We start from the raw sequence: 23617 nt of genomic DNA on the forward strand, positions 1-23617 counted from the left end.
CGCCACCTATAGACTGCGCGACCGTCAAGGAAAAGCCCCCGGAGCCTCGAAAGAGGGCCGGAGGCAGCGTAAGTCGAAGTTATTCAGTGGCTTTTGGGCTTTCAACGCGGCCGAAGCGCGTGTCTTATGAGCAGCTTGCCTTGCCGCAATTGCGCATATTGGCGATCTTTTCCTTCAATGGCTCGGCGCCGACCGCACCAAAGACCGCCTCGTTGCCGATCACGTAGGAAGGCGTACCGGAGATCCCGAGATTGCTGGCAAGCGTATAGGCTTCCTGAACCTGCGCATCATTCGGGTTGTCCGCCATCGATTTGCGGATGTCGGCTTCCTTAAGCCCGAGCGATGTCGCCACCTCCATTGCCTTGGCTTCATTGGCGCGTCCGCGGCTGCCGAGCAGCGTGCGTTGGAACTCAGGATATTTCTTCGGCGCAAGCAGTTTCACCGCATTGGACACCTTGTGCGCCTCGACCGATTCCGGTCCGAGGATCGGGAACTCTTTCAGCACCACACGGACGTTCTTGTCCTCTTTCAGGATCTTGTCCATGTCGGCCATGGCGCGCTTGCAGTAGCCGCAATTGTAATCGAAGAACTCGACCAGCGTCACATCGCCGTCAGGATTGCCGATTGCGAGATCGTATTTGGAGCCGAAGATCGCTTTGGTGTTGTCGGCAACGGCTTCGGCAGCTTTGGTGTTGCGGGCCGCATATTGCTTCTTTTCCAGAGCATCCTGGACTTCAAGCATGATTTCAGGATTTTCGACCAGATATTCCTTGATGAAAGCGCCGATCTCCTTCTTCTGGTCGGCATCCAGCGCATGAGCAGGAAGGCTCGCGCCAAGGGTGGAAAGGGCCGTGACACAGGCAAGTGTTGCTGATCGGATGGAAAGTGCCATTGCGGTCCTCACTGGGTTCGGTCGTGGTTCATGTTGCAGCCAATTACCGTAATTTAAAGGAATTGCCATATCGCAAATAAATTGCGTTCGTTGCTCTCTCGTCATTGTGAAGAGCGCAACAATGCGGCAAATCTCCGTCACAGCATATAGAAAGACCATGCCTTTGATCACACTGTCCAAGCGAAGCGCCGTCGAGCCTTTCCATGCCATGGATATCCTGGCAGAGGCCAACCGGCGAATGCAGGCGGGGCGGCCTGTGATTTCCATGGCAGTGGGGCAGCCTTCCCATCCCGCCCCAAAGGCCGCGCTGGAAGCGGCCGAGACTGCGTTGAAACATGGCCGTATCGGCTACACGGATGCGCTTGGTCTTCGCGAGTTGCGAGAGGCGATTTCCGCCCATTACCGGCTGCGGCATCAGGCGATCATCGATCCGGCCCGGATTGCGGTGACGACCGGCTCGTCAGCAGCCTTCAACCTTGCCTTTCTGGCGCTGTTCGATGCCGGGGATGCAGTCGCGATCGCAAGGCCCGGCTATCCCGCCTACCGCAACATCTTGAAGGCGCTTGGGCTGAATGTGGTGGAAGTGCCGGTCACGGCTGAAACGGGCTACACGCTGACGCCTGCCAGCCTGGAGCGGGCCGAGACCAAGGCGGGCTGCAAGCTCAAGGGCGTGCTGCTTGCAAGCCCCGCCAACCCGACCGGTACAGTCACCGGCCGAGACGCGCTGAAGCGGCTCGCGACCTATTGCGATAGCCGCGACATCGCTTTCATTTCGGATGAGATCTATCACGGTCTGACCTTTGTCGGTGATGAGACCAGCGCTGTCGAAGTCACAGACAAGGCCATCATCATCAACTCCTTCTCCAAATATTACTGCATGACAGGTTGGCGAGTCGGCTGGATGGCGCTGCCGGAAGAGCTGATCCGGCCTGTCGAATGTCTGGCGCAAAGCATGTATATTTCGGCGCCCGAACTTTCCCAGCTCGCTGCGGCTGCGGCGTTTTCCGCACAAGCGGAGCTCGATATCTACAAGGAAAGCTATCGCACCAACCGCGACTTTCTGATGAGCCGCCTGCCGGAACTCGGCCTGCCACTTGCCTCCCCCATGGACGGCGCCTTCTACGCCTATGTCGATACCAGCCGCTATTCCAATGACAGTATGGAGTTCGCCAAGCGCATGCTGGCGGAAATCGATGTGGCCGCGACGCCGGGACTGGATTTTGATCCGCTGGAAGGGCATCGTGCCATGCGGTTTTCCTATGCGGGTTCGGTCTCGGACATTGCCGAGGCCGTGGGCCGCATTGCGGCCTGGCTGAAACAGGATTGACGCGCAAGCGCGTGAGAGAGGAGACGACGATGGATAAAGTGGCGATCGTGACGGCGGGAGGAAGCGGCATGGGTGCCGCCGTTGCAAAGCGTTTCGCACAAGACGGTTACAAGGTGGCGATCCTCTCTTCGTCCGGGAAGGGTGAGGCACTGGCAGCTGAACTCGGCGGCGTGGGCGTGACCGGGTCCAACCAGTCCAACGACGATATCCAGAAGCTCACCGATCTCGCGTTGGAAAAGTTCGGCCGCATCGATGTACTGGTCAACAGCGCCGGACACGGCCCTCGCGCACCGATCCTCGACATCACCGACGACCAGTGGCACACGGGTCTCGACGTCTACCTGATGAATGTCATCCGTCCGACCCGGATCATCGCCCCCTTGATGGTCGCACAGAAGGGCGGAGCCATCATCAATATCTCGACGGCATGGGCCTTCGAGCCCAGTGACATGTTCCCAACCTCCGCGGTCTTCCGTGCTGGTCTTGCCGCCTATACCAAGATCTTTGCCGACACGTACGCCGCCGACAATGTCCGCATGAACAATGTTCTGCCAGGCTGGATCGATAGTCTTCCGGCAACCGAGCAGCGCCGGGACATGGTGCCGATGCAGCGCTATGGCACAAGCGAGGAAATTGCGGCCACCGTCGCCTTTTTGGCGTCCGCAGGCGCCGGCTACATCACCGGGCAAAACCTGAAGGTCGATGGTGGCCTGACGCGCTCCGTGTAACTTTTTTCTCGGCCCCGGAACTGATTTTCTTTCCCAGCGTTGTAGCAAGGCGGGGGAGTGTCCTTTTTCTGTTCTCGATTCCGAATGGACGTCGCGAGTTGATGGACGCCACGCCCTTTAATGGATTGGGGAATGGACTTGGTTCACATGATTCGCGATTCTGAGCCGGAAGTGTCCGTATTCTCGGCGTCGTATATGGAGCGTCTGGAGGCTCTGGAAGAGCTCCAGATCATCGGAAGCGGGCCTGAGCCGGTTTTCGATGATGTCGTGCAAATCGCGAGCACCGTTTGCAAAGCGCCAGTTGCCCTCATCAGCTTCGTTCAGGAAGAGCGTCAGTGGTTCAAGGCGCGTATCGGCTTCCCGCCGACCGAGACACCGATAGATCAATCGGTCTGCCGCTATTCTTTGAACTCCGAGGATCTGCTGATCATTCCTGATCTGACGAAAGATCCTCGCACCTCTAACAATACCTTGGTCACTCAAGCCCCTTTCATCAGATTTTATGCAGGCGCACGGCTTATTCTATCGGATGGCGTCGCGGTAGGCGCGCTCTGCGTTATCGACCATGTGCCGCGCCCGGAGGGCCTGACGCAGGAGCAGCGCTCCGTACTGAAGGCTCTAGCCGGACAGATTTCCGCTCATCTCGAACTTCGCCGCGTCGCAAACCGTCAGCGCGAACTCCTTGAGCGTCAAAAACAGATCAACGCGATGATGCGCGATAGCGTTCGCACAGCGCTCACGGCGCAGGAAGCCGGACGCATCGGCACCTTCGAACTCGATATCGAAACGGGAAATATCAAGGTCTCGGCAGAATTTTGCCGGATTTTCGACGTGCCGCCCGCCGGCCGCTATCATGCGCGCGATTTGGAAAAGATGCTCCATCCCGACGATCGCGGGCGCGAATCATCGGAAGAGACGCGCAAGAACGGTACGGCGGTCACCACGGTTGACTATCGCATCGTCACTGCCTCGCGCGGTGTCCGTTGGGTGTCCCGCCAAGCGACCTTCGAGCGGGATGAAAGTGGTAAGCCGCTCAAGCTGCTGGGCACTGTCCAGGATATCACACAGCAAAGGCGTGCGACCCAACGCATCAGGACTCTCTTGGAGTTGGGCGACAGGCTTCGCGATTTGAACGACGTCGAGGAAATCGCCTTGACCGCCGCAGAACTGATGGCGCACGCGTTGGATGCGACGCGCGCCGGCTTTGGCGTCGTCGATCCCGTTCGCGAGACAGTGATGATGCAGCCGGAATGGCGCGCGCCAGGCGTCTCGTCACTGTCGGGCAAGCACTATTTTCGCGACTACGGCTCCTATATCGATGACTTGAAGGGCGGCATGAGCGTCGTCATTTCAGATGTGACCACCGATGCGAGAACCAGGGACAAAGCCGACGCACTGCTGTCACTTGGCATTCGTCAACTCGTCAACGTCCCAATCTTCGACCAAGGGAAATTCGCCCTCGTCGTTTTCGTCCACCATTGCGATCTCTTCGAATGGATGGAAGACGATCTGGCCTTTGTCAGGAGTTTTGGCGACCGCATCCAGAGCGCGATCGGCCGCTTGCGGGCGGAAGCGGAGCAGAACATGCTCAACCGAGAAATCGGCCACCGGCTGAAGAACGCCTTCGCCATGGTGCAGGCGCTTGCGAAGCAGACCTTGCGACCCGTTCAGGACCGGGGACCGGTGTTGAACTTCGAGCAGCGGCTCCAGGCGCTGAGTTCAGCCCACGACATTCTGCTCGGCAACAACTGGGCAAATGCAGATGTGCGCACGGCGCTTCTGCGTGTTGTCGATACGCTTGGAATGACAGAGCAGGTGGAGATCCGGGGCAAGGATATTTCGGTCAATCCCAAGGGGGCGCTGTCCCTGTCGCTGCTTTTGCACGAGCTGACGACGAATGCGGTAAAATACGGAAGTCTCTCGTCAGTTCATGGCAGGGTCTTGGTATCCTGGGATGTTCAGGGCGAGAGGGAGGATGCCGTCCTCCGTTTGCTCTGGAGGGAGACAGGCGGGCCGCCGGTCGTCCAGCCGCAATCAAAGGGCTTTGGCTCGCGCCTGATTTCGATGGGGCTATTAGGAACCGGCGGTGTATCGACGCGTTACTTAGATCAAGGACTAGAGGTCGAAATGACAGCGTCTCTGGTTCAACTGCAACAGGTAGCGTAAACGATGGGACAGAAGCAACCATTCGCCAAACACGTCGTACTGGTCGTGGAGGATGATCCACTCCTGCGCATGATGGCAGTCGATATGGTCGAAGATGCGGGTTTTAGTGCAATCGAGGCCGGTGGGGCCGACGAAGCACTGGAAATCCTGCAGGCGCGGACCGACGTTGGCGTGCTCTTTACCGATATCGACATGCCAGGCAGCATGGATGGCGTGCAACTTGCGCATCTCGCCTGCCAAACCGACAGGCCGATCAGCATTCTGTTGACCTCCGGGCACCATCGCCTCGACCAGGAAACCCTGCCACCGCGCAGCGTTTTCTTTCCCAAGCCATACGACCTCAACATCGTGACGGAGGTATTGCGGAAGTTTGCGGCTTGAGGGAGCTGTCCCCGTCAAAACTTTAGAACATGTGCACGCGAAGCATCGAAATTCACGGGTTATAAACCAAGATAATCGTCGAAAATTCGCATTAATTTTTCAGAAAATAAAATTTTCTATTGTCTCTCCAAGATTTGGCTCTGGGGGACTACATGAATTTTCTCGGCATTACAGGTATGCAATATTCCGGCGTTCCATTCCACGATACGCGAATATTGCTCGCGGAAGATTCAAACGTCTTTACCCAGATGATCGGAGCGCGTTTGAAGGAGTTGCTTGGGCTGACCGTCGAAGTCTGCCGCAATTTCGAAGAGCTGCAAGAGTGCTACGAGCACTCCAGCGAAGAGGTAACGCTCGCCATCTCCAACATCAATCTGCCGGGTGCGGAAAACGGCGAGGCGCTGGAATATCTGGTCGATCTGTCGATCCCCACGATCGTCTTCACCAGTACCTTCCATGAAGATACGCGCGAGAAGCTGATCACCAAGGAAGTGGTCGACTATATCCTCAAGGACAATGTCTTTGCTGTCGACATGCTGACGGAATCGGTCTGCCGCTTCCTGACCAACCATCGTCACCACGTGCTGATCGTCGACGACAGTCCAACTGCGCGTGCGCTGCTGTCCAGTCGTTTGAAGCGCTATAATTTTCGCGTCAGCCTCGCCGATAGCGGCGCTAAGGCGCTCGAGATTCTTCGCAACAATCCGGACATCGGTCTGGTCGTCACCGACTATAACATGCCGGACATTGATGGCTTCGAACTGACCCGTCGCATTCGCACCATGCGTGGCTCGCACGAGCTGCGCATCATCGGTGTGTCGTCTTCGACCAATCGTCTGCTCTCTGCTCGCTTCCTGAAGGCCGGCGGCAATGACTTCATGCTGCGTCCCTTCATCGAGGAGGAGTTCTATTGCCGCGTGAACCAGAACCTCGACACCCTGGTGCAGATCAAGACGGCCCGGGGAAACGGTCAGAAAGCCGCAGCGGCCTGAGGGGCGCGCGCATCACAATCATCCAAGCCGTCCTTGCATCAAGGACGGCTTTTCATTTTAAAGCTGGGACTCAAGCGGAAGAATGCCCATGATGAGCGCGATCCCGCGCCTCGACAGGCTGGCATAGGGCTCGTTGCCGTAAAGACGGGGCCTGCCTTTGACAAGCCCGGTCCAGATCAGCCGTCTCTTAGGGTTGAGTGCCAACTCGAAGCTCATCTCGCGGCTGGTTTCCTGTTTGAAGATGTCGTCCATTGCGCTTGCTAGTTCCGGCGAATTGAACAGCACACCCATTTCGGTATTCAGCGACATCGACCGTGGGTCGAAATTGAGCGATCCGATGAAGCCGGTCTCTCCATCACGGGTGAAGGCCTTGGTGTGCAGGCTCGCCTGTCCCGAACCTCGAAGAGACAACGAATTATGCTGGTCGGCAAGCGACCTAAGTTCGTGGATTTTGACGCCATTCAACAGAAGAGGGCGGCGGTAGCGTGCGTAGCCGGCATGCACTGCGGCGACATCGGTGGCGGCGAGCGAATTGGTCAACACAGAAACACAGACTCCGCTGGCCGAGAGGCGTGACAGCGTCTCGACACCTTTCTGCCCAGGAATGAAATAGGGCGAGGTAATCTTGAGCTTATGTTTGGCGCCTTCCAGAACCGGCAGCAGGTTCTCCATCAGATAGTTATGCCCGCTGCGGCGCTTGCCAGCGGCTTTCTCTGGTGGGTCCGCCAAAACGGTTGCGGACGAAACGGTGTGAAGTCGGTCGGCCATCAGGAACTGGCCGTCGTGATGAAGGCTTTCCACTTTTTGAAGATAGGGCCGTGCAGCGTCGCTTGTTGCAAGACGATCGAGCTTGCGCCGCAGCCTGGCAAGTCTGCTCGGCCGTTTGGCGAGCAGTGACCGCACCGGTATGGCAACGGCGCTGTTCCAGTAATCGTCGAAAATCTCCTCGGCATCGCTGACGGCTTTGCCATGGGCAAGCACGTCGAAGTCTCGAAAATTCGCGGCCTCCGCCGCACCGAAATAGGCGTCGCCAATATTGCGCCCACCGATGATCAGCGCGCGACCATCTGCAATCCAGGCCTTGTTGTGCATTCGTCTGTTGACGCTGCGGAAACGCAGAACGAGCTCGATACCACGCCGGAACATATTCTCCCGTGCCTTCGTCGGATTGAACAGGCGCAACTCGATATTGGGATGGCTATCAATTGCGTGGAAAATCCTGTCCGACATGGTGACGCCAAGATCGTCCAACAGAAGCCGCACGCGAACGCCACGATCGGCCGCGGCAAGAACCTCCCGCATCATCAGCCGACCGGTGAGATCGGCATTCCACATATAGTACATGAGATCGAGACTGCGGCCGGCAGCGCGAGCGGTTGCGACGCGGACGGCAAAAGCACCCATGTTTGACTGCACCAGCGCCAATGCCGTCAGTGTCGCGTCATCATCACCCTTGCTAATATCCGCCCAGTGCCGGTCCAGCGGCGTGGCGTCGTCGGATTTGGGGAGCGCAGTGGAGGCAATCTTCGTGATCGCCCGCTCCTGCCGGCGCGACAGAGCAACGAGCGCAGCGACGACGGAGACGACCACGATCAGCGTCGTAATGATGATCCCCGTCAAAATGGCTTCCATCCCTCGTTCTTTGGCCGCCGGCCAGTGTCAATCATCAAGCCTATCGCATCGCCTGCGTTTCGATCCCCGGATTAGGCTCGGGCATACCGGGATGCGATGTCACCAGATAGGTGACGGCGACGATTCCGGCAGCGACGATCAGCGTGCCGATGACCGCAATCGTCAGGCCCCATGGCTTGGACTTGCGGCGAGACCAGACGAAGCGACGGTGAAGCAACCGATTCTTGTTGTGGTGGTGTTGATATTCCGGGCCAAGATTTTCTGTGTTGGTCATGATGGCTCTCCCGCACCTGTGGAAATTTATGGCTGTGAACCATCGAACGCTTCAACCGCATCGCTGGTTTCATCAGGACACACGAATGAAGCTCTCCTGGTGTTTTTGCCGTGAAGTGGCCTTGTCGCGGGTAGCTGCACACGACATGCTAGTCGAGAGTGTTCTATTGCTCTTGGGAGAGAGTCGTGATTTCCGACCCGCGCACATTTCTGGAAGATTTGTTTTTTGCAGCCGTTCGCGCAGCAGACCCCTATGAGGCGATCCGGGCACATCTTCCGCAAAGACCAAAAGGCCGGACCGTGGTGATCGGAGCCGGGAAGGCGGCAAGCCAGATGGCAGAAGCCTTCGAACGGCTGTGGCCCCACCCTTTCGAAGGCATCGTGGTCGCGCGTCATGGACCGGTCGCTGCCTGTCAGACCGTCAAGATATTGCAGTCTGCCCATCCCGTCCCCGATGAGGCCGGCCTTGCCGCGTCTGAAGCGCTTATCGGCGCGGTCCAAGGCTTGACGAAGGATGATCTGGTCATCGCTCTCATTTCCGGCGGTGGCTCGGCGCTGCTGCCTGCACCGCCCGAAGGGTTCTCGCTTTCAGACGAAATTGCGCTTAACGAGGCGCTGCTCGCTTCCGGTGCGCCGATCTCCGCCATGAACCTGGTGCGCAAGCATTTCTCCCGCATCAAAGGGGGAAGGTTGGCTGCTCTTGCCCATCCGGCGCGCGTCGTCAGCCTGATCGTTTCCGACGTGCCGGGAGACAATCCTGCCTTCGTCGCCTCCGGTCCGACGGTGCCAGACGAAGGCGACGCCGCCGAAGCGTTGCGCGCGATCCGCGACTACAAAATCGCGCTGCCTCAGAAGATCGTCGATTTTATTCACCGGGAGGTGACACCGAAACCTTCGGACGCAACCTTTGTCGGACACGAGGTGTATGTCATTGCTTCAGCCCGTGTTTCTCTGGAAGCGGCTGCGAAGCTTGCTGCGGAACGGGACGTGGAACCGCTCATCCTCTCAGACTGCATCGAAGGGGAGGCTAAGGACATCGGCAGAATGCATGCTGCCTTGGCGCGCGAGTTTGCAAGCCGCGCTTCAGCAGGCAAATCCATGGTGCTTCTCTCCGGCGGCGAAACGACGGTGACGATTGGTAGTGGCACATATGGAAAGGGCGGTCGAAATTCCGAGCTGCTGCTTTCGGCTGCTCTCGACTTGCAGGGCAGCGAGGGTATAACGGCGCTCGCAGCGGACACGGACGGAATTGATGGATCGGAAGATAATGCCGGCGCTTTTTGTGACGGACAAACCGTGGCGCGCATCCGTGCTGCCGGGGGCGATGCGCGCTCCTTTCTTGCGGGCCACGATGCGTGGTCGGCTTTTTCCCTGGCGGGCGATCTCTTTGCACCCGGTCCGACCGGCACCAATGTCAACGATTTCCGCGCTTTTCTGCTGCAGTAGGCGAGGCGGTGGTGCTGATGTCACGCTAGCGGCCACGCGATGAGCGGTGACATCGGAGCCTATCTCAGCCTTTTCGCGTCTGCTTTTTTTGCGGCAACGCTGATCCCTGCTCAGTCGGAATCGGTCCTGGTCTATTTGATCACGACTGGGCACTATTCCATTCTGTTGCTCGTCGCCGTCGCAAGCCTTGGCAACGTCTTGGGATCCATCCTCAACTGGTATCTGGGACGAGGCATCGAGCACTATCGTGATCGGCGCTGGTTTCCGGTTTCCCCCGACAAGCTCGAAAAGGCGCAAGGCTGGTACGCCCGCTACGGACGGTGGTCTTTGTTGGCAAGCTGGCTTCCTGTCGTGGGTGATCCCTTGACGGTGGTCGCAGGCGTGATGCGCGAACCTCTGCCATCCTTTGTCGCCATCGTGACTCTCGCCAAGGCAGGACGCTATGTGCTTCTGGCTATGGTCACCCAAGGCCTTCTCTAATCCTCGCGTCACGCTTTAGGATCATCCTCGCCCTTGCGTAGGCTTTGCAAAAGCTTCGGCTCTGATGATATGATCCTGTCAGAATTCACCTAAGCGAAGGGAGGCGCTGCCGTGAAATCGAAAATGCTCTTTAGAGATGATCATCCGCGGGGTCTTGTATCCCGCCGCAAAATTCCTCGCGTCGGCGCAAATGACAATGTCCCGAGCCTGGAATTCGAGACCACGGGTCAAGAGCGAGACTGGCGTCTCTTCTGTCTTGTCGGTGCGATCATATGTGGGCTTTCTGCCTTCATTTTCCTGCCGCTTTGGTAACAGGGGACATAAGCGCCGGTTTTAGCTTGAAAAAGACCGGATCGGTCGTTAGCCCGTTAAGCAGAGCATGAACGGCGGTACGGGCTGACTATGGTAATGATTGAAACGGTCGATGCCGTTCCGAGGGCCTTCCTCGGGGTGGAGCGATCGGCAACGGACCAGCGATGGATGTCGCGGCTAGATCAGGCCGGGCAGAACCGTGCGCTCGCCATGTCCCAGGTCCATGGTATTCCAGAACTGATCGCCCGCGTGCTGGCGGGCCGCAATGTCGGCGTTGATGACGCGCTTGCTTTTCTCGATCCGACGATCCGCTCGCTGATGCCCGATCCGCACACGCTGACGGATTGCGAGAACGCCGCAATGCGCATTGCCGACGCGATCGAAAAGCGCGAGAAGATCGCCATCTTCGGCGATTACGATGTGGACGGTGCTTCATCCTCGGCGCTGATGTACCGCTTTCTCCATCATTTCGGCCTCGAGCCTGAAATCTATATTCCAGATCGCATCTTCGAAGGTTACGGACCAAATCCAGCCGCCATGCAGCAGCTCGCCGCCAATGGCGCGACGCTGATCATCACCGTCGATTGCGGTTCGACCAGCCATGAGTCGCTCAGCGTTGCGCGCGCTGCCGGAACCGACGTGCTCGTCATCGACCACCACCAAGTCGGAACCGAGCTTCCTCCGGCGGTTGCTCTGGTCAATCCAAACCGCGAGGACGATCTGTCGGGGCAGGGGCATCTTTGCGCCGCAGGCGTGGTGTTCCTCGTGCTGGTGGCAACACTTCGGGTGCTAAAAGAGCGGCACAACCGCCAGGCCTTCATGCTCGACCTTCTAACCTATCTCGACATCGTGGCGCTGGCGACGGTCTGTGATGTTGTGCCGCTGAAGGGCCTGAACCGCGCTTATGTGGTCAAGGGACTGGTTGCGGCACGCCACATGAACAATGTCGGGCTGGCAGCCCTCTTCAAGAAGGCGGGACTTGGTGGTCCTGTCACGCCCTATCATTTCGGCTTTCTGATCGGCCCCCGCATCAATGCCGGCGGACGTATCGGGGACGCAGCACTTGGAAGCCGTCTCCTGACACTGGATGACAGCACGCAGGCTGACGTGATTGCGGACAAGCTGGACGAGTTGAACCGCGAGCGCCAGGCAATGGAGGCGGCCATGCTCGCCGAAGCCGAAGCGGAGGCGCTCTTCGAATATGGTGATGGCTCCGGAGCAGGCGTTATTGTCACCGCCAGGGAGAATTGGCATCCGGGCATCGTCGGTCTTCTCGCCTCACGGCTGAAGGATCGCTTTCGCCGTCCTGCCTTCGCCATTGCCTTCGATTCGCAGGGACGAGGAACCGGCTCCGGGCGCTCCATCAATGGCTTCGACATGGGGCGGATGGTGCGCAATGCCGTCGACGCTGGTCTGCTGATCAAGGGCGGCGGCCACGCCATGGCAGCCGGCCTCACCGTGGAGCGTGCCAATCTCGGGCGCTTGCGTACCTTTTTCGAGGAAGCCGCACAGAAGACGGTCTCGCAGCTTGTCGAAAACAGCGTGCTGAAAATCGACGGTGCCATCGGTGCGTCCGGTGCCACGCTGGCGCTGATTGATCAATTGGAGCAGGCGGGCCCCTATGGATCGGGCCATCCGCAGCCGATCTTTGCCGTGCCGGCGCACCGGCTGCGCGATGTGCGCATCGTCGGCACCTCGCACATCAAGATTACGTTGGAAGCTCTGGATGGCTCGCGCCTCGACGGTATTGCCTTCCGTGCTGCGGATGCGCCCCTCGGCCAGATGTTGATGGCAGCCCGCGGCCGCCAGATCCATGTCGCCGGCACCTTGGGGGCCGAGCACTGGCAGGGACAGAAGCGGGTACAGCTGCGCGTTCTGGACGCAGCCTTTGCACCGTAGCGCATCATGACAGGCCATGCATGTTTTGAAACCTCAACACGCGGAATCGTCCGCGTGACAATCCGACAAAGACTGCGAGCAGGTTAAAGCGCTTGATCAAGCTCTGCGCGTAAGGTCATGAATATATAGGGGAAGTGGCACGCCCTAGGGGAGTCGAACCCCTCTTTTCAGAATGAAAATCTGACGTCCTAACCGATAGACGAAGGGCGCGTGCGCTGTGGTGGGGGCCTTATAGTCAGGCCGCGGATTCTCCGCAAGCGGCAATTTCGATTTTTTTGATTTTAGACGATGTTTTTTGTCGAGGGAGCGGGCGCCCTGTGGACAAGCCGATCAACACCTAGGGCTATGAACGAACTGGCGAAGGAAGGAAGGGAAAGCGTGAGGTGGCTCGGGATCAGGGGCTTCCCGTTTTGATCGCCGCCTCACGCTTCATCGGGGGGACAGCGAAAAAACGAGCGGTTAACAATTTGGTTCCAGCCTTGTGAGGTGGACCACGAAAAATCGCTTTGCCGGGCATCGCGCCGCCTCTCGCAGCAACAAAAAGCCGCCCGAAGACCACTGTCTCGGACGGCTGATATCATGCGAATTGTACGACGCGATCAAAGATCGACGTCGAGGATCGCCATGGAGAAGTTGTAGGAACGATCGCCATCTTCGTCATCAATATAGACGACGCCGAGGAACTCTTCACCCATGTAGACTTCAGCGGAATCATCCTTACGCGGACGCGCCTTGACGGCCATCTTGTCGTTGAAAGTACGCTTGAAATAGGCGTCGAGCTTTTTGATTTCGTCGGCTTTCACCAGTCTTCTCCTGTGCGGTTCTCACGTCGTCCATCGTCGTTGAAGACGCGTCGTTCGGACATCGTGATTTTCAATCTGCGCCGCTTGTGGCACGGCTTAAAGGCCAAAGTAAAGTCAAAGAGGCAAATCGCGCATGCGGTCCACTAGGTGATCCACGTGGGCGATTTTATCGCATTGAGGTTGATCAGATATCCGCGCCGATGATCTGGTCCATGATGCGGGAAGGCTCGTTGCAGCCGCCTTCGCCAACGATCCGGGCGGGCACGCCGGCAACCGTGGTATTGGGGGGAACGGGCTTCAAGACCACCGAGCCAGCCGCAACGCGAGAGCAGCTTCCGACCTCGATATTGCCAAGAATTTTGGCGCCTGCTCCGATCAGCACGCCGCTGCGAATTTTCGGGTGACGATCTCCCGTTTCCTTCCCGGTACCGCCAAGCGTGACACCCTGGAGAATGGAGACGTTGTCGCCGATGACCGCAGTCGAGCCGACGACAAGCCCGGTGGCATGATCGAGGAACAGGCCTTTGCCAACCTTGGCCTGCGGGTTGATGTCGGTCTGGAAAACGCTTGAGGACCGGCTCTGCAGATAAAGCGCAAAATCCTTCCGTCCCTTTGACCACAGCCAATGGGCCAGACGGTGGGTCTGGATGGCATGAAAACCCTTGAAGTAAAGAATAGGCTCGATGAAGCGCGTGCAGGCGGGATCACGGTCATAGACGGCCTGGATATCGACGCGCAGAATTGCGCCCCATTCCGGCCAGTCGTGAAGCATCTCTGAAAATGTCTGGCGCAACAGAACGGCCTGCATGTCCGGATGGTCGAGCAACTCGCAGATGCGATAGATGACGCTTTCTTCCAGCGAATGGTGATTGAGGATTGTGGAATAGAAGAACGCCGAGAGCAGGGGATCCTGCGCGGCGGCTGTGCGCGCTTCGTTCAACAGGCTGCCCCAGATCGGATCGACGACGGTGATCTGATCATTCTGGCGGGTCTCTATCAGTGCGACCATGTCAGCTGTCCTTAAAACCGGTTTGCTTCAGTATACAGAAAAATGCGTTGCACAGAAATGGGTATGCGCGAGCAGCGTTAAAGGTGGTACAGCATCAGTTTTTCTGACAGCTTTGTGGAACGGGATGTCTTGATCACGCCGATCGGTCGAGTTCGCCGTAGAATTCCAACACCGCCGCCTTGAAGACCCGATCTCCCACTGCCAACATGTGATCGCGGTTGGGAATGTCGATGGCCTTTGCATGCGGCATCAGATCGGCGAGCTCCTGACCCGACCCTGCAATATCGTCCTTCGTTCCGACGGCAATCAGCGTCGGTGCCTCGATCTTGGCTGCTTCTTCGCGGGTGACCAGAACGCGCGATGTCTCGATACAGGCGGCAAGCGCGACGCGATCGCTTTTCGTCTGCTCGGCAAAAGCGCGGAACATGCGCCCGCGTTCATGGGTGACGACATCGAGCGATGGCGCGCGAAGCGCATCCGCAATCGGATCCCAGTCCCCAACGCCGTCCACCATGCCGATGCCAAGGCCGCCGAACACCAGCGAGCGGACGCGATCGGGGTGTGCCATCGCCAAGAAAGCGGAGATACGCGCGCCCATGGAGTAACCCATCACATGCGCTTCGGGGATGCCAAGGTGGTTGAGCAGACCAACCGCGTCTTCAGCCATCACGGCCGGGTAGTAGGCATTCGGGTCATGTGGCTTGTCGCTGGCCCCGTGGCCGCGATTATCGAGTGCAATCACACGATAGCCGGCGTCGCCGAGCGTCTTCACCCAGCCGGGATGAACCCAGTTCACTGCCGCACTGGATGCAAATCCGTGAATGAGAAGAACCGGTACGCCGGACGGGTCGCCCTCGTCAAAATAGGCGAGTTGAAGTCCATCGCGCTGGAAGGACAAAAATTGCGGCAGGTTGAGATTCATCAAGGACCTCCTTTTTTGCCGACCATATGTCAGGAAATAGTGGTGTTGGGAATATTCAACGCTCTTTTCTATGGAGGTTGGAGTGATTTAACGCTACATACTCGAACAATACGAGCGTTGGCTCAGAGACGAATTTGCATTTGGAGACGAACATGGCCGGCCACACAATTCCTCACTTCCAGAACGACGGCGGACACCGCATGATCGAGATCGGCGTCAAGGAATTCATGTGCACGGGGGCATCCGTTCCTTTCGATCACCCGCATATCTTCATCGATATGGGCGACGAGAACGAGAAGGTCTGCTCCTACTGTTCCACGCTCTATCGCTACGATCCGTCGCTGAAGGCCACGCAGACCAATCCTCCCGGCTGCGTCTTCCACGTGAAGGCAGCGTAACCCCATAAATATCGGGGCTCTCCATGCCCATTAAATCCGTGGCGATTGTCGGTGCCGGTATAGCCGGTCTCACCGCAGCCCTTTCTTTTGCCCGTCATGGCATTGCAAGTGACATCGTCGAGCAGGCGTCCGAACTCGCAGAGGTCGGCGCCGGGCTGCAAATCTCGCCCAATGCCGCTAATATCCTTTCTGCCCTCGATGTCCTGCCGCTGATTGAAGAGACGTGGATCGAACCCGAGACGGTCGATCTGGCGTCCGGCCTTTCGCTCAAGACGCTCGTCTCTCTGCCGATGAAGAATGTGGCAAGAAGCCGTTGGCACGCACCCTACGGCGTGCTGCATCGAGCGAGCCTGCAGCAGGCACTTCTTGCTACCGTCAAAAACAATCCTCTGTGCCGATTGCATCTTGGAAAAAGACTGGAGACCGCCAGCAAATCCGAGATTGCCAAGACAGTCTTCACTGAGCCGGATCTGCTCATCGGTGCTGATGGCGTTTGGTCGAGCACGCGCTACGCCGTGCCGAATAGCCCCGTCGCGACCTTCTCGGGCAACATCGCCTGGCGCTTCACGCTGTCTGGCGATGACGCGCCTGAGTTTCTCAATCGTAACGCTGTGACGGCCTTCCTCGGCCCATCCGCGCATGTCGTGGCCTATCCGCTGGCAGAAACAGGCGGCTTCAACATCGTCGCAATTGCTGTTGGCGCAAATCCCGGAGACACGTGGAAGGCGGAAGCGCAAGGTCAGCAGAAGGCGTTTCTCATCCAGCAGTTTCGCCGTTGGAATCCGGCTTTTTCGAGCGCATTGGAGCGGCCCTCCACGCCGACATTCTGGCCGCTCTTCCAGGCTGGCCCTGGCCGCTGGCAAAACGGGCGGGACACAGTTCTCATCGGCGATGCAGCCCATGCGATGATGCCCTTTGCCGCTCAAGGAGCAGCAATGGCAATCGAGGATGCCTTTGAACTGGCCACTTTCGTTGCGCAAGGAGATACGCTGGGCTCATCGCTTGAGAGCTTTGAGGCGCATCGCATGCCACGCGTCGAGCAGGCGCGCAGACGCGCAAAGCTGAATAGCTTTGCCTATCACGCCCGAGGCCCTCTGCGGATCGGGCGCGATGTTCTGCTGTCTTTGCGTCCGCCGGAAAAATTCCTTGCGGACTTTGACTGGCTCTATGGCTACCGCGCAAAAGGGCTTTAGGCTTTCGCCGCTGCGGCAAACCCTGCTTCCAGATCGCGCTTGATATCCGCGACATCCTCAAGTCCGATCTGAAGCCGGATAACCGGTCCTCCGCTCGGGCCAGCCGCTGCCGTCCGATCGGCGAGATTGACGAGGACGGCCAGAGATTCATAGCCGCCCCATGAAAAACCAAGCCCGAAAATGGACAGGGCATCTAGGAAGGTATGGGCCTTGTCTTTGAACTTTTCTGGATCGGCCTTCAGGACAAACGAGAATACGCCGCTGGATCCCTTGAAATCGCGTTTCCAGATATGGTGTGTCGGGAAGCTGGGCAGGGCGGGGTGCAGGACGCTGGCGACGTCGTCGCGCGTTTCAAGCCATAGAGCGATCTCAAGCGCGCTTTTCTGGTGGTGTTCCAGCCTGATTCCCATTGTGCGCATCCCGCGCAGCACCTGATAGGCATCGTCGGACGTCACGCACATGCCGAGATTGGTATTGGCGTCCCAAAGTTTCTTCCAGTGCTTTTCATTGGCGGATACGAAGCCCATCAGCACGTCGGAATGGCCTGCCGGATATTTCGTCGCAGCATGGATGGAGACGTCGACGCCATGATCGAGCGGGCGAAAATAGAGCGGCGTCGCCCAGGTATTATCCATGGTAACGACGCAGTCGTAGCGATGCGCGATGGACGAAATCAGCTTCACGTCCTGCATTTCGAAAGTGTTCGAGCCGGGCGCTTCCAGATGGACCAGCCGCGTATTCGGGCGGATCAAAGCCTCAATGCCGGCCCCGATCGCGGGATCATAATATTCGACCTCGACACCATATTGTTTGAGCATCGTATTGCAGAAGCGGCGGGTCGGAAAATACACCGAATCGACGATTAGCGCGTGGTCTCCGGCAGAGAGATAAGCAAGAAATGGAACGGTCACGGCAGCGAGGCCGGACGACAGGAGGATCGTTCCAGCCGAGCCTTCCAGCTCGTCGATCATCTTGCAGAGCACGTCCGTCGTCGGCGTGCCATGAGTGCCATAAGTGTATGGCTGGTCACCCGACATCAATGTTGCAGCATCCGGGAAAAGAACGGTCGAACCACGGGCGATCGGAGGATTGACGAAGCCGAAAAAGTCGAACGGCTCGTTACCGAGATGGGCAAGGCGCGTATTCACTCCCGAGGCGCCTAGGATCTCGTTCTTGTTTTTCATGCTGGAAGTCTCTCATTAATGTGATGCGGGAAGATGCCGAAGAATTGCGCTTGCGGTCAAGCCGCTTATCTGAGCAGGGGAAAAACCAGTCTATCTGTCAGACAGGATGAACAGATTTTGAGCTATTTTAGCGCAAAAAATAGTCATATGCTTACTTAAAAGCCGAAAATTTGAAAATTCCGTTTTTTAGACACAATTGCTCAGCGAAAGTCTTGACCATGGCGGCAATTGTGATTGTGATAGGGGCGCACACCGGGAGGTGAAGCGGAGAGACTGTCGCGAGCGCACGGCATGCGTCGGTCATCTCCAATCGAGAAAAAAGAGACAAAGGTTGGGAAAAATGAAAAAGGCACTTCTGTCAGCCGCTATTGGCGCAGCAGTATTGGGAGCTGCAACGGCTGCATCTGCCGCTACTCTTCAGGATGTTAAGGCAAAGGGCTTCGTCACCTGCGGCGTCAGCTCTGGCATTCCGGGTTTCTCGAACCCCGACGACAAGGGCGAATGGTCCGGTATCGACGTTGACTATTGCCGCGGTATCGCTGCTGCTGTCTTCGGTGATCCGACCAAGGCCAAGTACGTTCCGCTGACATCGAAGGATCGTTTCCCGGCTCTTCAGTCCGGCGAAGTCGACGTTCTCACACGTAATACCACCTGGACGATTAGCCGCGATACGTCTCTCGGCTTCAACTTCCGCACCGTCAACTATTACGACGGCCAGGGCTTCATCGTTAAGAAGAGCCTGAACGTGAAGTCTGCTCTCGAGCTCTCCGGCGCTGCCGTCTGCGTTCAGCAGGGCACGACGACCGAGCTCAACCTCGCCGACTACTTCAAGACCAACAACCTTCAGTACAACCCGGTTGTGTTTGAAAAGGAATCCGACGCGACCTCGGCTTATGACTCCGGTCGTTGCGACGTCTACACCACGGACCAGTCCGGCCTTTACGCAATCCGTCTGAAGATGAAGAACCCTGACGAAAACATGGTTCTCCCGGAAATCATCTCCAAGGAGCCTCTCGGACCGGCCGTTCGTCAAGGTGACGACCAGTGGTTCGACCTTGTCAGCTGGGTTCACTACGCCATGATCAATGCTGAAGAGCTCGGCATCACCTCCAAGAACGTTGACGAGCAGAAGGCTTCTGCCAACCCGGACGTCAAGCGTCTTCTCGGCACCGAAGAGGGCACCAAGATCGGTACCGATCTCGGCGTCACCAACGAGTGGGCCTACAACATCATCAAGACTGTCGGCAACTACGGCGAAGTCTTCGACCGCAACGTCGGTCCTGGCTCTCCGCTTAAGATCGAGCGCGGCCTCAACTCTCTGTGGAACAAGGGCGGCCTGCAGTACGCGCCTCCGGTTCGCTGATTGCTTTAAAGCCTAAAAGCTTGTGCAGGAGGCGGGGATGTTCATCTCTGCCTCCTTCTTCTTCATAAAATAAGCTCGAAAAGAGCATATAGAGGGAAAGGTGCCTATGGCAGGCAAGACGATCCGTTCTGGACCGTCCGGCGCATCCGGCGCGACGTCCATGATCAACGATCCGCGCATGCGGTCTATCTTCTATCAGACCGTGACGCTCATCATCCTGGTGCTGGCCGTCTGGTTCATCACCAACAACACCATCCAGAATCTTCAGAGAGCCAACATCGCCTCTGGCTTTGGCTTCCTGAACGGGAGAGCCGGTTTCGATATCGGTCAGACGCTGATCGACTACAACAATGACAACACGTTTGGTCGCGCACTGATCGTCGGTATATTGAACACCTTGCAGGTGGCAGTTCTCGGCATTATCACGGCCTCGATCATCGGTTTCCTCGTCGGTATCGCACGCCTGTCCAAAAACTGGCTGGTCTCGAAGCTCGCTCAGGCCTATGTGGAGATCTTCCGCAATCTGCCGCCGCTTCTCGTCATCTTCTTCTGGTACAAAGGCGTCATCACTATCCTTCCGCAGGCACGTGAATCGCTTGCTCTGCCACTCGATACCTATTTGAACAATCGCGGTTTCTTTTACCCCAAGTTCGTCTGGGGCGAGGGCACCTGGATGGTTCCGGTGGCATTCCTCGTCGGTATCATCATCACCTTCTTCGTCTATCGCTGGGCAAAGGCCCGGCAGATGCGCACCGGCCAGCCCTTCCGCACGGGCCTCGTCGGCACTGCGATCATCATCGGCCTGCCGCTCCTGACCTTTCTTGCGCTCGGCGCGCCGTTGACCTTTGACGTGCCGGTTCTTGGTCGGTTCAATCTGGCTGGCGGCTCGGTCATTGCACCGGAATTCATGTCGCTCTACCTAGCGCTTTCCTTCTACACCGCCTCCTTCATCGCTGAAATCGTCCGTGGCGGCATCAAGGCCGTTGCGAAGGGGCAGACGGAAGCGGCCGAGGCACTCGGCCTTCGTTCCAGCACCACGACGCGCCTAATCGTCGTTCCGCAGGCGATGCGCATCATCATTCCGCCGCTCACCAGCCAATATCTCAATCTGACGAAAAATTCGTCGCTGGCTGTTGCCGTTGGCTTCTCGGATCTCGTCGCCGTTGGCGGGACCATCCTCAACCAGACGGGTCAGGCTGTCGAAGTCGTGGCGATCTGGATGATCGTCTATCTGTCGCTGTCCATCACGACGGCGTTGTTCATGAACTGGTTCAACGCGAAGATGGCATTGGTGGAGAGATAAGCGATATGACAAGTACTTCCGTTTCCTATATCCGCCGCGAATTGGTGCCGGCTCAGCCGGCGCCATCCAGCCAGGTCGGGGTCGCGCATTGGCTCAAGACGAAACTCTTCGCCACGCCGAAGGACGTCGTGATGACAGTGCTGTCCATCGCACTGCTCGCCTACATCCTTCCACCTCTGGTGCAGTTTTTGTTCGTCGATGCCGTCTGGACCGGTACCGATCGCTTGGCTTGCCTCACCGTCGCGCAGGGCGGCACTCTGCCGGATGGCCAAGCCGGAGCCTGCTGGGCCTTCGTTGGCGCCAAGTTCCAGCAGTTCATGTTTGGACGTTATCCGTTTGATGAACGGTGGCGTCCGCTTCTGGTCGCAGCAATGTTTGTCATTCTGCTCATCCCGATGCTGATCCCGAAGGCACCCTTCAAGACGGCCAATGCCGTGTTGCTTTTCCTCGTGCTGCCTTTCGTCTCCTTCTTCCTGCTGGTTGGCGGTTACTTCGGCCTGCCGCGGGTGGAGACGCAGCTCTGGGGCGGGCTGATGGTCACGCTCATCCTGTCCTTCTTCGGGATCACCGTATCGCTGCCGCTTGGCATTCTCTTGGCGCTTGGTCGTCGTTCAACGATGCCCGTGATCAAGACACTGTGCGTCACCTTCATCGAGGTCATTCGTGGCATTCCTCTGATCACCGTCCTGTTCTTCGCCAGTATCATGCTGCCGCTGTTCCTGCCCGAAGGCGTGACCTTCGACAAGTTCATGCGTGCTCTGGTCGGGGTGTCGCTGTTTGCATCCGCTTATATGGCGGAAGTTATTCGCGGTGGCCTTCAGGCCATTCCGAAGGGGCAGTACGAAGGTGCGGATTCGCTTGGCCTGAATTATTGGCAGAAGACGCGTCTGATCGTTTTGCCGCAGGCGCTGAAGCTCGTCATTCCCGGCATCGTCAACACCTTTATCGGTCTCTTCAAGGATACGTCGCTCGTGTCGATCATTGGCATGTTCGACCTCCTCGGTATCGTCAACCTCAACCAGTCGGATGCGAACTGGGCAACACCGGTGACACCTGTCACGGGTTATGTGTTTGCCGGGTTCGTATTCTGGATATTCTGCTTCGGCATGTCGCGCTATTCCCTGTTCATGGAGCGCCATCTCGACACCGGACATAGAAAATAAGGGAAAATCTCATGGCAGAAACCCAAGCAAAGAAGCTCGAAGTTTCGGCGACGGATGTCGCGATCGAAATCACTGGCATGAACAAGTGGTACGGCGATTTTCACGTGCTGCGCGATATCAACCTCAAGGTCATGAAGGGCGAGCGCATCGTTATCGCCGGGCCATCCGGTTCCGGCAAATCTACGATGATCCGGTGTATCAATCGCCTGGAAGAGCACCAGTCGGGCAGCATCGTCGTCGATGGCATCGAGCTGACCAACGACCTGAAGAAAATCGATGAAGTACGCCGTGAAGTCGGCATGGTGTTCCAGCACTTCAACCTCTTCCCGCATTTGACCATTCTGGAGAACTGCACGCTGGCACCGATCTGGGTTCGCAAGATGCCCAAGAAGGAGGCCGAAGAGATCGCGATGCACTATCTGACGCGCGTCAAGATCCCTGAGCAGGCGCATAAATATCCAGGCCAGCTTTCCGGTGGCCAGCAGCAGCGTGTGGCGATTGCTCGCTCGCTCTGCATGAAGCCCAAAATCATGCTCTTCGACGAGCCGACATCGGCACTTGACCCGGAAATGGTCAAGGAAGTGCTCGACACCATGGTGAGCCTTGCCGAAGACGGCATGACCATGCTCTGCGTCACCCACGAAATGGGCTTTGCCCGCCAGGTGGCCAACCGCGTGATCTTCATGGACCAGGGCCAGATCGTCGAACAGAACGCCCCGCAGGAGTTCTTCGACAATCCGCAGCATGAGCGCACCAAGCTCTTCCTGAGTCAGATCCTGCACTAGTCCTCTTGCGACTAAAGAAACAAAAAACCCGCCGGTCGCCCGGCGGGTTTCTTTTTGGAGGATGTTTCGCGTCAGCGGGACATCAAGGTCATCGCCGTCATCGAGTCTAGGAGCGTGCGGGTCACGCCGCCAAACAGCATTTCCCACCAGCGGGAATGACCATAGGCACCCATTACCAGCAGATCGATGCTGGTATCCGCCAGTCGATTTTCAATCGCCGTATGCGGCGCGACACCTTGAATTTTTTCGTGCGAGGTCACCGTCACATTGATGCCGTGGCGTGCAAGCGTTGCGGCGATCTCAGAACCCGCCAAGGCTGCGGTCTGCGAATCATTGTCTTCCATGTCGACGGAGAACACTTCGACGCTCTCTGCTGCCTTAAGGAAGGGCAGGGCGTCAAAGGTAGCGCGTGTTGCTTCCCGCGATCCATTCCACGCGATCAGCACCCGGCGGATAGGTTTCGGCTCGGTCAAAATGTTCGGAATGAGAAGGACGGGGCGACCGCTCTCATAGAGAAAATTGTCGATATCGGCGCGGCTATCCGACAAGGCAAACGAAGCATGCTGTCTTGCGACGATCAGATCGGCGCAGCGCGCGCTTTGAAGCGAAGACTTGGCCGAGTAACCGACGGAAGAGGCGAAGCTGCGCCATTCGCTGGAAATACCGTTCGCTGTCATGCCTTCGGCAAAGACTCTTTGGGACTCTTCGGTTTCCTTGTGAGCCACATCCTGTACCGCCTGCACGGTGGCAGGATCAGGGATTTCCATAGGCGCGACAAGCGGAACGGCCGCCAGCGTTTCCATATGAAGCCCTATCACATGTGAAGAGAATTGTTGCGCCAGCTGAGCCACGAACGCGTCCAGATGACGCGTGTTTTCAGCGGTGTCGACAACAGCGAGGATCGTTCTGTAGCCCATGGCCATTCTCCTTGTGACGCATCAATGACAGGTCCAAGATGAACCTGTC

The 23617-nt window shown here is 57.7% G+C and carries 22 protein-coding genes and 1 tRNA gene; 14 read left to right on the forward strand and 9 right to left on the reverse strand.

What is annotated here, in order from left to right:
- Positions 1-124: 124 nt before the first annotated feature.
- The gene (locus ACTJKV_RS09635) at positions 125-892 is read right to left on the reverse strand and encodes a DsbA family protein (RefSeq protein WP_062437722.1); all 768 of its coding nucleotides are present in this window, start codon (positions 890-892) and stop codon (positions 125-127) included.
- Between the two features lie 157 nt (positions 893-1049).
- Between ACTJKV_RS09635 and ACTJKV_RS09640 the strand changes: the two genes are divergently transcribed.
- From ACTJKV_RS09640 to ACTJKV_RS09660, 5 genes are all read left to right on the forward strand, one after another.
- Positions 1050-2219 carry a pyridoxal phosphate-dependent aminotransferase gene (locus ACTJKV_RS09640; RefSeq protein WP_274103666.1) on the forward strand — a complete coding sequence of 390 codons (1170 nt, stop codon included), beginning with the start codon at positions 1050-1052 and terminating at the stop codon, positions 2217-2219.
- Positions 2220-2248: 29 nt separating this feature from the next.
- The gene (locus ACTJKV_RS09645; RefSeq protein ID WP_274103664.1) at positions 2249-2947 is read left to right on the forward strand and encodes an SDR family oxidoreductase; all 699 of its coding nucleotides are present in this window, start codon (positions 2249-2251) and stop codon (positions 2945-2947) included.
- Positions 2948-3094: 147 nt separating this feature from the next.
- Entirely contained in the window at positions 3095-5113 is a 2019-nt protein-coding gene (locus tag ACTJKV_RS09650; RefSeq protein ID WP_440598632.1) for a GAF domain-containing protein, read from the forward strand.
- A gap of 3 nt (positions 5114-5116) precedes the next feature.
- A complete protein-coding gene (locus tag ACTJKV_RS09655; protein WP_062425488.1) occupies positions 5117-5494 on the forward strand; it encodes a response regulator in 378 nt (125 codons plus the stop codon).
- Between the two features lie 152 nt (positions 5495-5646).
- Entirely contained in the window at positions 5647-6486 is an 840-nt protein-coding gene (locus ACTJKV_RS09660; protein ID WP_062425487.1) for a response regulator, read from the forward strand.
- A gap of 57 nt (positions 6487-6543) precedes the next feature.
- On the opposite strand, the gene ACTJKV_RS09665 is transcribed toward ACTJKV_RS09660, so the two are convergent.
- Together ACTJKV_RS09665 and ACTJKV_RS09670 are read right to left on the reverse strand one after the other, a co-directional pair.
- A complete protein-coding gene (locus tag ACTJKV_RS09665; protein ID WP_274103658.1) occupies positions 6544-8118 on the reverse strand; it encodes a phospholipase D family protein in 1575 nt (524 codons plus the stop codon).
- A gap of 40 nt (positions 8119-8158) precedes the next feature.
- On the reverse strand, positions 8159-8392 hold the full coding sequence (locus ACTJKV_RS09670; protein ID WP_062425485.1) for a hypothetical protein: 234 nt from the start codon (positions 8390-8392) through the stop codon (positions 8159-8161).
- 185 nt (positions 8393-8577) lie between these two features.
- Between ACTJKV_RS09670 and ACTJKV_RS09675 the strand changes: the two genes are divergently transcribed.
- From ACTJKV_RS09675 to recJ, 3 genes are all read left to right on the forward strand, one after another.
- Complete coding sequence (locus ACTJKV_RS09675; RefSeq protein ID WP_274103656.1) at positions 8578-9837, forward strand: glycerate kinase type-2 family protein; 1260 nt, start codon at positions 8578-8580, stop codon at positions 9835-9837.
- Between the two features lie 39 nt (positions 9838-9876).
- On the forward strand, positions 9877-10317 hold the full coding sequence (locus ACTJKV_RS09680) for a YqaA family protein (protein ID WP_274103655.1): 441 nt from the start codon (positions 9877-9879) through the stop codon (positions 10315-10317).
- 408 nt (positions 10318-10725) lie between these two features.
- Positions 10726-12528, forward strand: coding sequence for a single-stranded-DNA-specific exonuclease RecJ (gene recJ / locus ACTJKV_RS09685; RefSeq protein WP_274103799.1), 1803 nt, complete (start codon positions 10726-10728; stop codon positions 12526-12528).
- Between the two features lie 135 nt (positions 12529-12663).
- Here recJ and ACTJKV_RS09690 read toward each other — a convergent pair.
- The 4 genes from ACTJKV_RS09690 to ACTJKV_RS09705 form a co-directional block, all read right to left on the reverse strand.
- A tRNA-Glu gene (locus ACTJKV_RS09690) sits at positions 12664-12738 on the reverse strand.
- 389 nt (positions 12739-13127) lie between these two features.
- Positions 13128-13331 (reverse strand): DUF3126 family protein, encoded by a 204-nt coding sequence (locus tag ACTJKV_RS09695; RefSeq protein WP_062425480.1) that lies wholly within the window; start codon positions 13329-13331, stop codon positions 13128-13130.
- A 184-nt stretch (positions 13332-13515) separates the two neighbouring features.
- Positions 13516-14340 carry a serine O-acetyltransferase gene (gene cysE, locus ACTJKV_RS09700; RefSeq protein WP_062437708.1) on the reverse strand — a complete coding sequence of 275 codons (825 nt, stop codon included), beginning with the start codon at positions 14338-14340 and terminating at the stop codon, positions 13516-13518.
- A gap of 133 nt (positions 14341-14473) precedes the next feature.
- Positions 14474-15262, reverse strand: coding sequence for an alpha/beta fold hydrolase (locus tag ACTJKV_RS09705; RefSeq protein ID WP_274103652.1), 789 nt, complete (start codon positions 15260-15262; stop codon positions 14474-14476).
- A 152-nt stretch (positions 15263-15414) separates the two neighbouring features.
- On the opposite strand from ACTJKV_RS09705, the gene ACTJKV_RS09710 reads away from it, so the two are divergent.
- Both ACTJKV_RS09710 and ACTJKV_RS09715 read left to right on the forward strand, forming a co-directional pair.
- Positions 15415-15660 carry a zinc-finger domain-containing protein gene (locus tag ACTJKV_RS09710; RefSeq protein WP_062425477.1) on the forward strand — a complete coding sequence of 82 codons (246 nt, stop codon included), beginning with the start codon at positions 15415-15417 and terminating at the stop codon, positions 15658-15660.
- A gap of 23 nt (positions 15661-15683) precedes the next feature.
- Positions 15684-16853, forward strand: coding sequence for an FAD-dependent monooxygenase (locus ACTJKV_RS09715; RefSeq protein WP_274103650.1), 1170 nt, complete (start codon positions 15684-15686; stop codon positions 16851-16853).
- Here the strand turns inward: ACTJKV_RS09715 and ACTJKV_RS09720 are convergent.
- On the reverse strand, positions 16850-18037 hold the full coding sequence (locus ACTJKV_RS09720) for a cystathionine beta-lyase (protein ID WP_274103648.1): 1188 nt from the start codon (positions 18035-18037) through the stop codon (positions 16850-16852). The two genes, ACTJKV_RS09715 and ACTJKV_RS09720, sit on opposite strands and share 4 nt — an antisense overlap.
- Positions 18038-18377: 340 nt before the next feature.
- Here ACTJKV_RS09720 and ACTJKV_RS09725 point away from each other — a divergent pair, with 340 nt between their 5' ends.
- The 4 genes from ACTJKV_RS09725 to ACTJKV_RS09740 all read left to right on the forward strand — a co-directional run bounded on the left by ACTJKV_RS09725 (position 18378) and on the right by ACTJKV_RS09740 (position 22651).
- Complete coding sequence (locus ACTJKV_RS09725; protein ID WP_113227420.1) at positions 18378-19400, forward strand: amino acid ABC transporter substrate-binding protein; 1023 nt, start codon at positions 18378-18380, stop codon at positions 19398-19400.
- A gap of 106 nt (positions 19401-19506) precedes the next feature.
- Positions 19507-20703, forward strand: a complete 1197-nt coding sequence (locus ACTJKV_RS09730) for an amino acid ABC transporter permease (protein WP_113260702.1) — start codon at positions 19507-19509, stop codon at positions 20701-20703.
- A gap of 5 nt (positions 20704-20708) precedes the next feature.
- Positions 20709-21866, forward strand: coding sequence for an amino acid ABC transporter permease (locus ACTJKV_RS09735; protein WP_062425472.1), 1158 nt, complete (start codon positions 20709-20711; stop codon positions 21864-21866).
- A gap of 11 nt (positions 21867-21877) precedes the next feature.
- A complete protein-coding gene (locus ACTJKV_RS09740) occupies positions 21878-22651 on the forward strand; it encodes an amino acid ABC transporter ATP-binding protein (RefSeq protein WP_274103646.1) in 774 nt (257 codons plus the stop codon).
- A gap of 71 nt (positions 22652-22722) precedes the next feature.
- Here the strand turns inward: ACTJKV_RS09740 and ACTJKV_RS09745 are convergent, their stop codons facing one another.
- On the reverse strand, positions 22723-23568 hold the full coding sequence (locus tag ACTJKV_RS09745) for a universal stress protein (protein ID WP_274103644.1): 846 nt from the start codon (positions 23566-23568) through the stop codon (positions 22723-22725).
- Positions 23569-23617 lie beyond the last annotated feature (49 nt).

Origin of the sequence: Agrobacterium sp. 22117 (assembly GCF_052045735.1) — a bacterium.
Taxonomy (GTDB): domain Bacteria; phylum Pseudomonadota; class Alphaproteobacteria; order Rhizobiales; family Rhizobiaceae; genus Agrobacterium; species Agrobacterium cavarae.

Bases quoted from the DNA above. Each gene is read 5' to 3' on its own strand.
- ACTJKV_RS09635 (WP_062437722.1), bottom strand. From the start codon at position 892: ATGGCACTTTCCATCCGATCAGCAACACTTGCCTGTGTCACGGCCCTT.
- ACTJKV_RS09640 (WP_274103666.1), top strand. From the start codon at position 1,050: ATGCCTTTGATCACACTGTCCAAGCGAAGCGCCGTCGAGCCTTTCCAT.
- ACTJKV_RS09645 (WP_274103664.1), top strand. From the start codon at position 2,249: ATGGATAAAGTGGCGATCGTGACGGCGGGAGGAAGCGGCATGGGTGCC.
- ACTJKV_RS09650 (WP_440598632.1), top strand. From the start codon at position 3,095: ATGATTCGCGATTCTGAGCCGGAAGTGTCCGTATTCTCGGCGTCGTAT.
- ACTJKV_RS09655 (WP_062425488.1), top strand. From the start codon at position 5,117: ATGGGACAGAAGCAACCATTCGCCAAACACGTCGTACTGGTCGTGGAG.
- ACTJKV_RS09660 (WP_062425487.1), top strand. From the start codon at position 5,647: ATGAATTTTCTCGGCATTACAGGTATGCAATATTCCGGCGTTCCATTC.
- ACTJKV_RS09665 (WP_274103658.1), bottom strand. From the start codon at position 8,118: ATGGAAGCCATTTTGACGGGGATCATCATTACGACGCTGATCGTGGTC.
- ACTJKV_RS09670 (WP_062425485.1), bottom strand. From the start codon at position 8,392: ATGACCAACACAGAAAATCTTGGCCCGGAATATCAACACCACCACAAC.
- ACTJKV_RS09680 (WP_274103655.1), top strand. From the start codon at position 9,877: ATGAGCGGTGACATCGGAGCCTATCTCAGCCTTTTCGCGTCTGCTTTT.
- recJ (WP_274103799.1), top strand. From the start codon at position 10,726: ATGATTGAAACGGTCGATGCCGTTCCGAGGGCCTTCCTCGGGGTGGAG.
- cysE (WP_062437708.1), bottom strand. From the start codon at position 14,340: ATGGTCGCACTGATAGAGACCCGCCAGAATGATCAGATCACCGTCGTC.
- ACTJKV_RS09705 (WP_274103652.1), bottom strand. From the start codon at position 15,262: ATGAATCTCAACCTGCCGCAATTTTTGTCCTTCCAGCGCGATGGACTT.
- ACTJKV_RS09710 (WP_062425477.1), top strand. From the start codon at position 15,415: ATGGCCGGCCACACAATTCCTCACTTCCAGAACGACGGCGGACACCGC.
- ACTJKV_RS09715 (WP_274103650.1), top strand. From the start codon at position 15,684: ATGCCCATTAAATCCGTGGCGATTGTCGGTGCCGGTATAGCCGGTCTC.
- ACTJKV_RS09720 (WP_274103648.1), bottom strand. From the start codon at position 18,037: ATGAAAAACAAGAACGAGATCCTAGGCGCCTCGGGAGTGAATACGCGC.
- ACTJKV_RS09725 (WP_113227420.1), top strand. From the start codon at position 18,378: ATGAAAAAGGCACTTCTGTCAGCCGCTATTGGCGCAGCAGTATTGGGA.
- ACTJKV_RS09730 (WP_113260702.1), top strand. From the start codon at position 19,507: ATGGCAGGCAAGACGATCCGTTCTGGACCGTCCGGCGCATCCGGCGCG.
- ACTJKV_RS09735 (WP_062425472.1), top strand. From the start codon at position 20,709: ATGACAAGTACTTCCGTTTCCTATATCCGCCGCGAATTGGTGCCGGCT.
- ACTJKV_RS09740 (WP_274103646.1), top strand. From the start codon at position 21,878: ATGGCAGAAACCCAAGCAAAGAAGCTCGAAGTTTCGGCGACGGATGTC.
- ACTJKV_RS09745 (WP_274103644.1), bottom strand. From the start codon at position 23,568: ATGGGCTACAGAACGATCCTCGCTGTTGTCGACACCGCTGAAAACACG.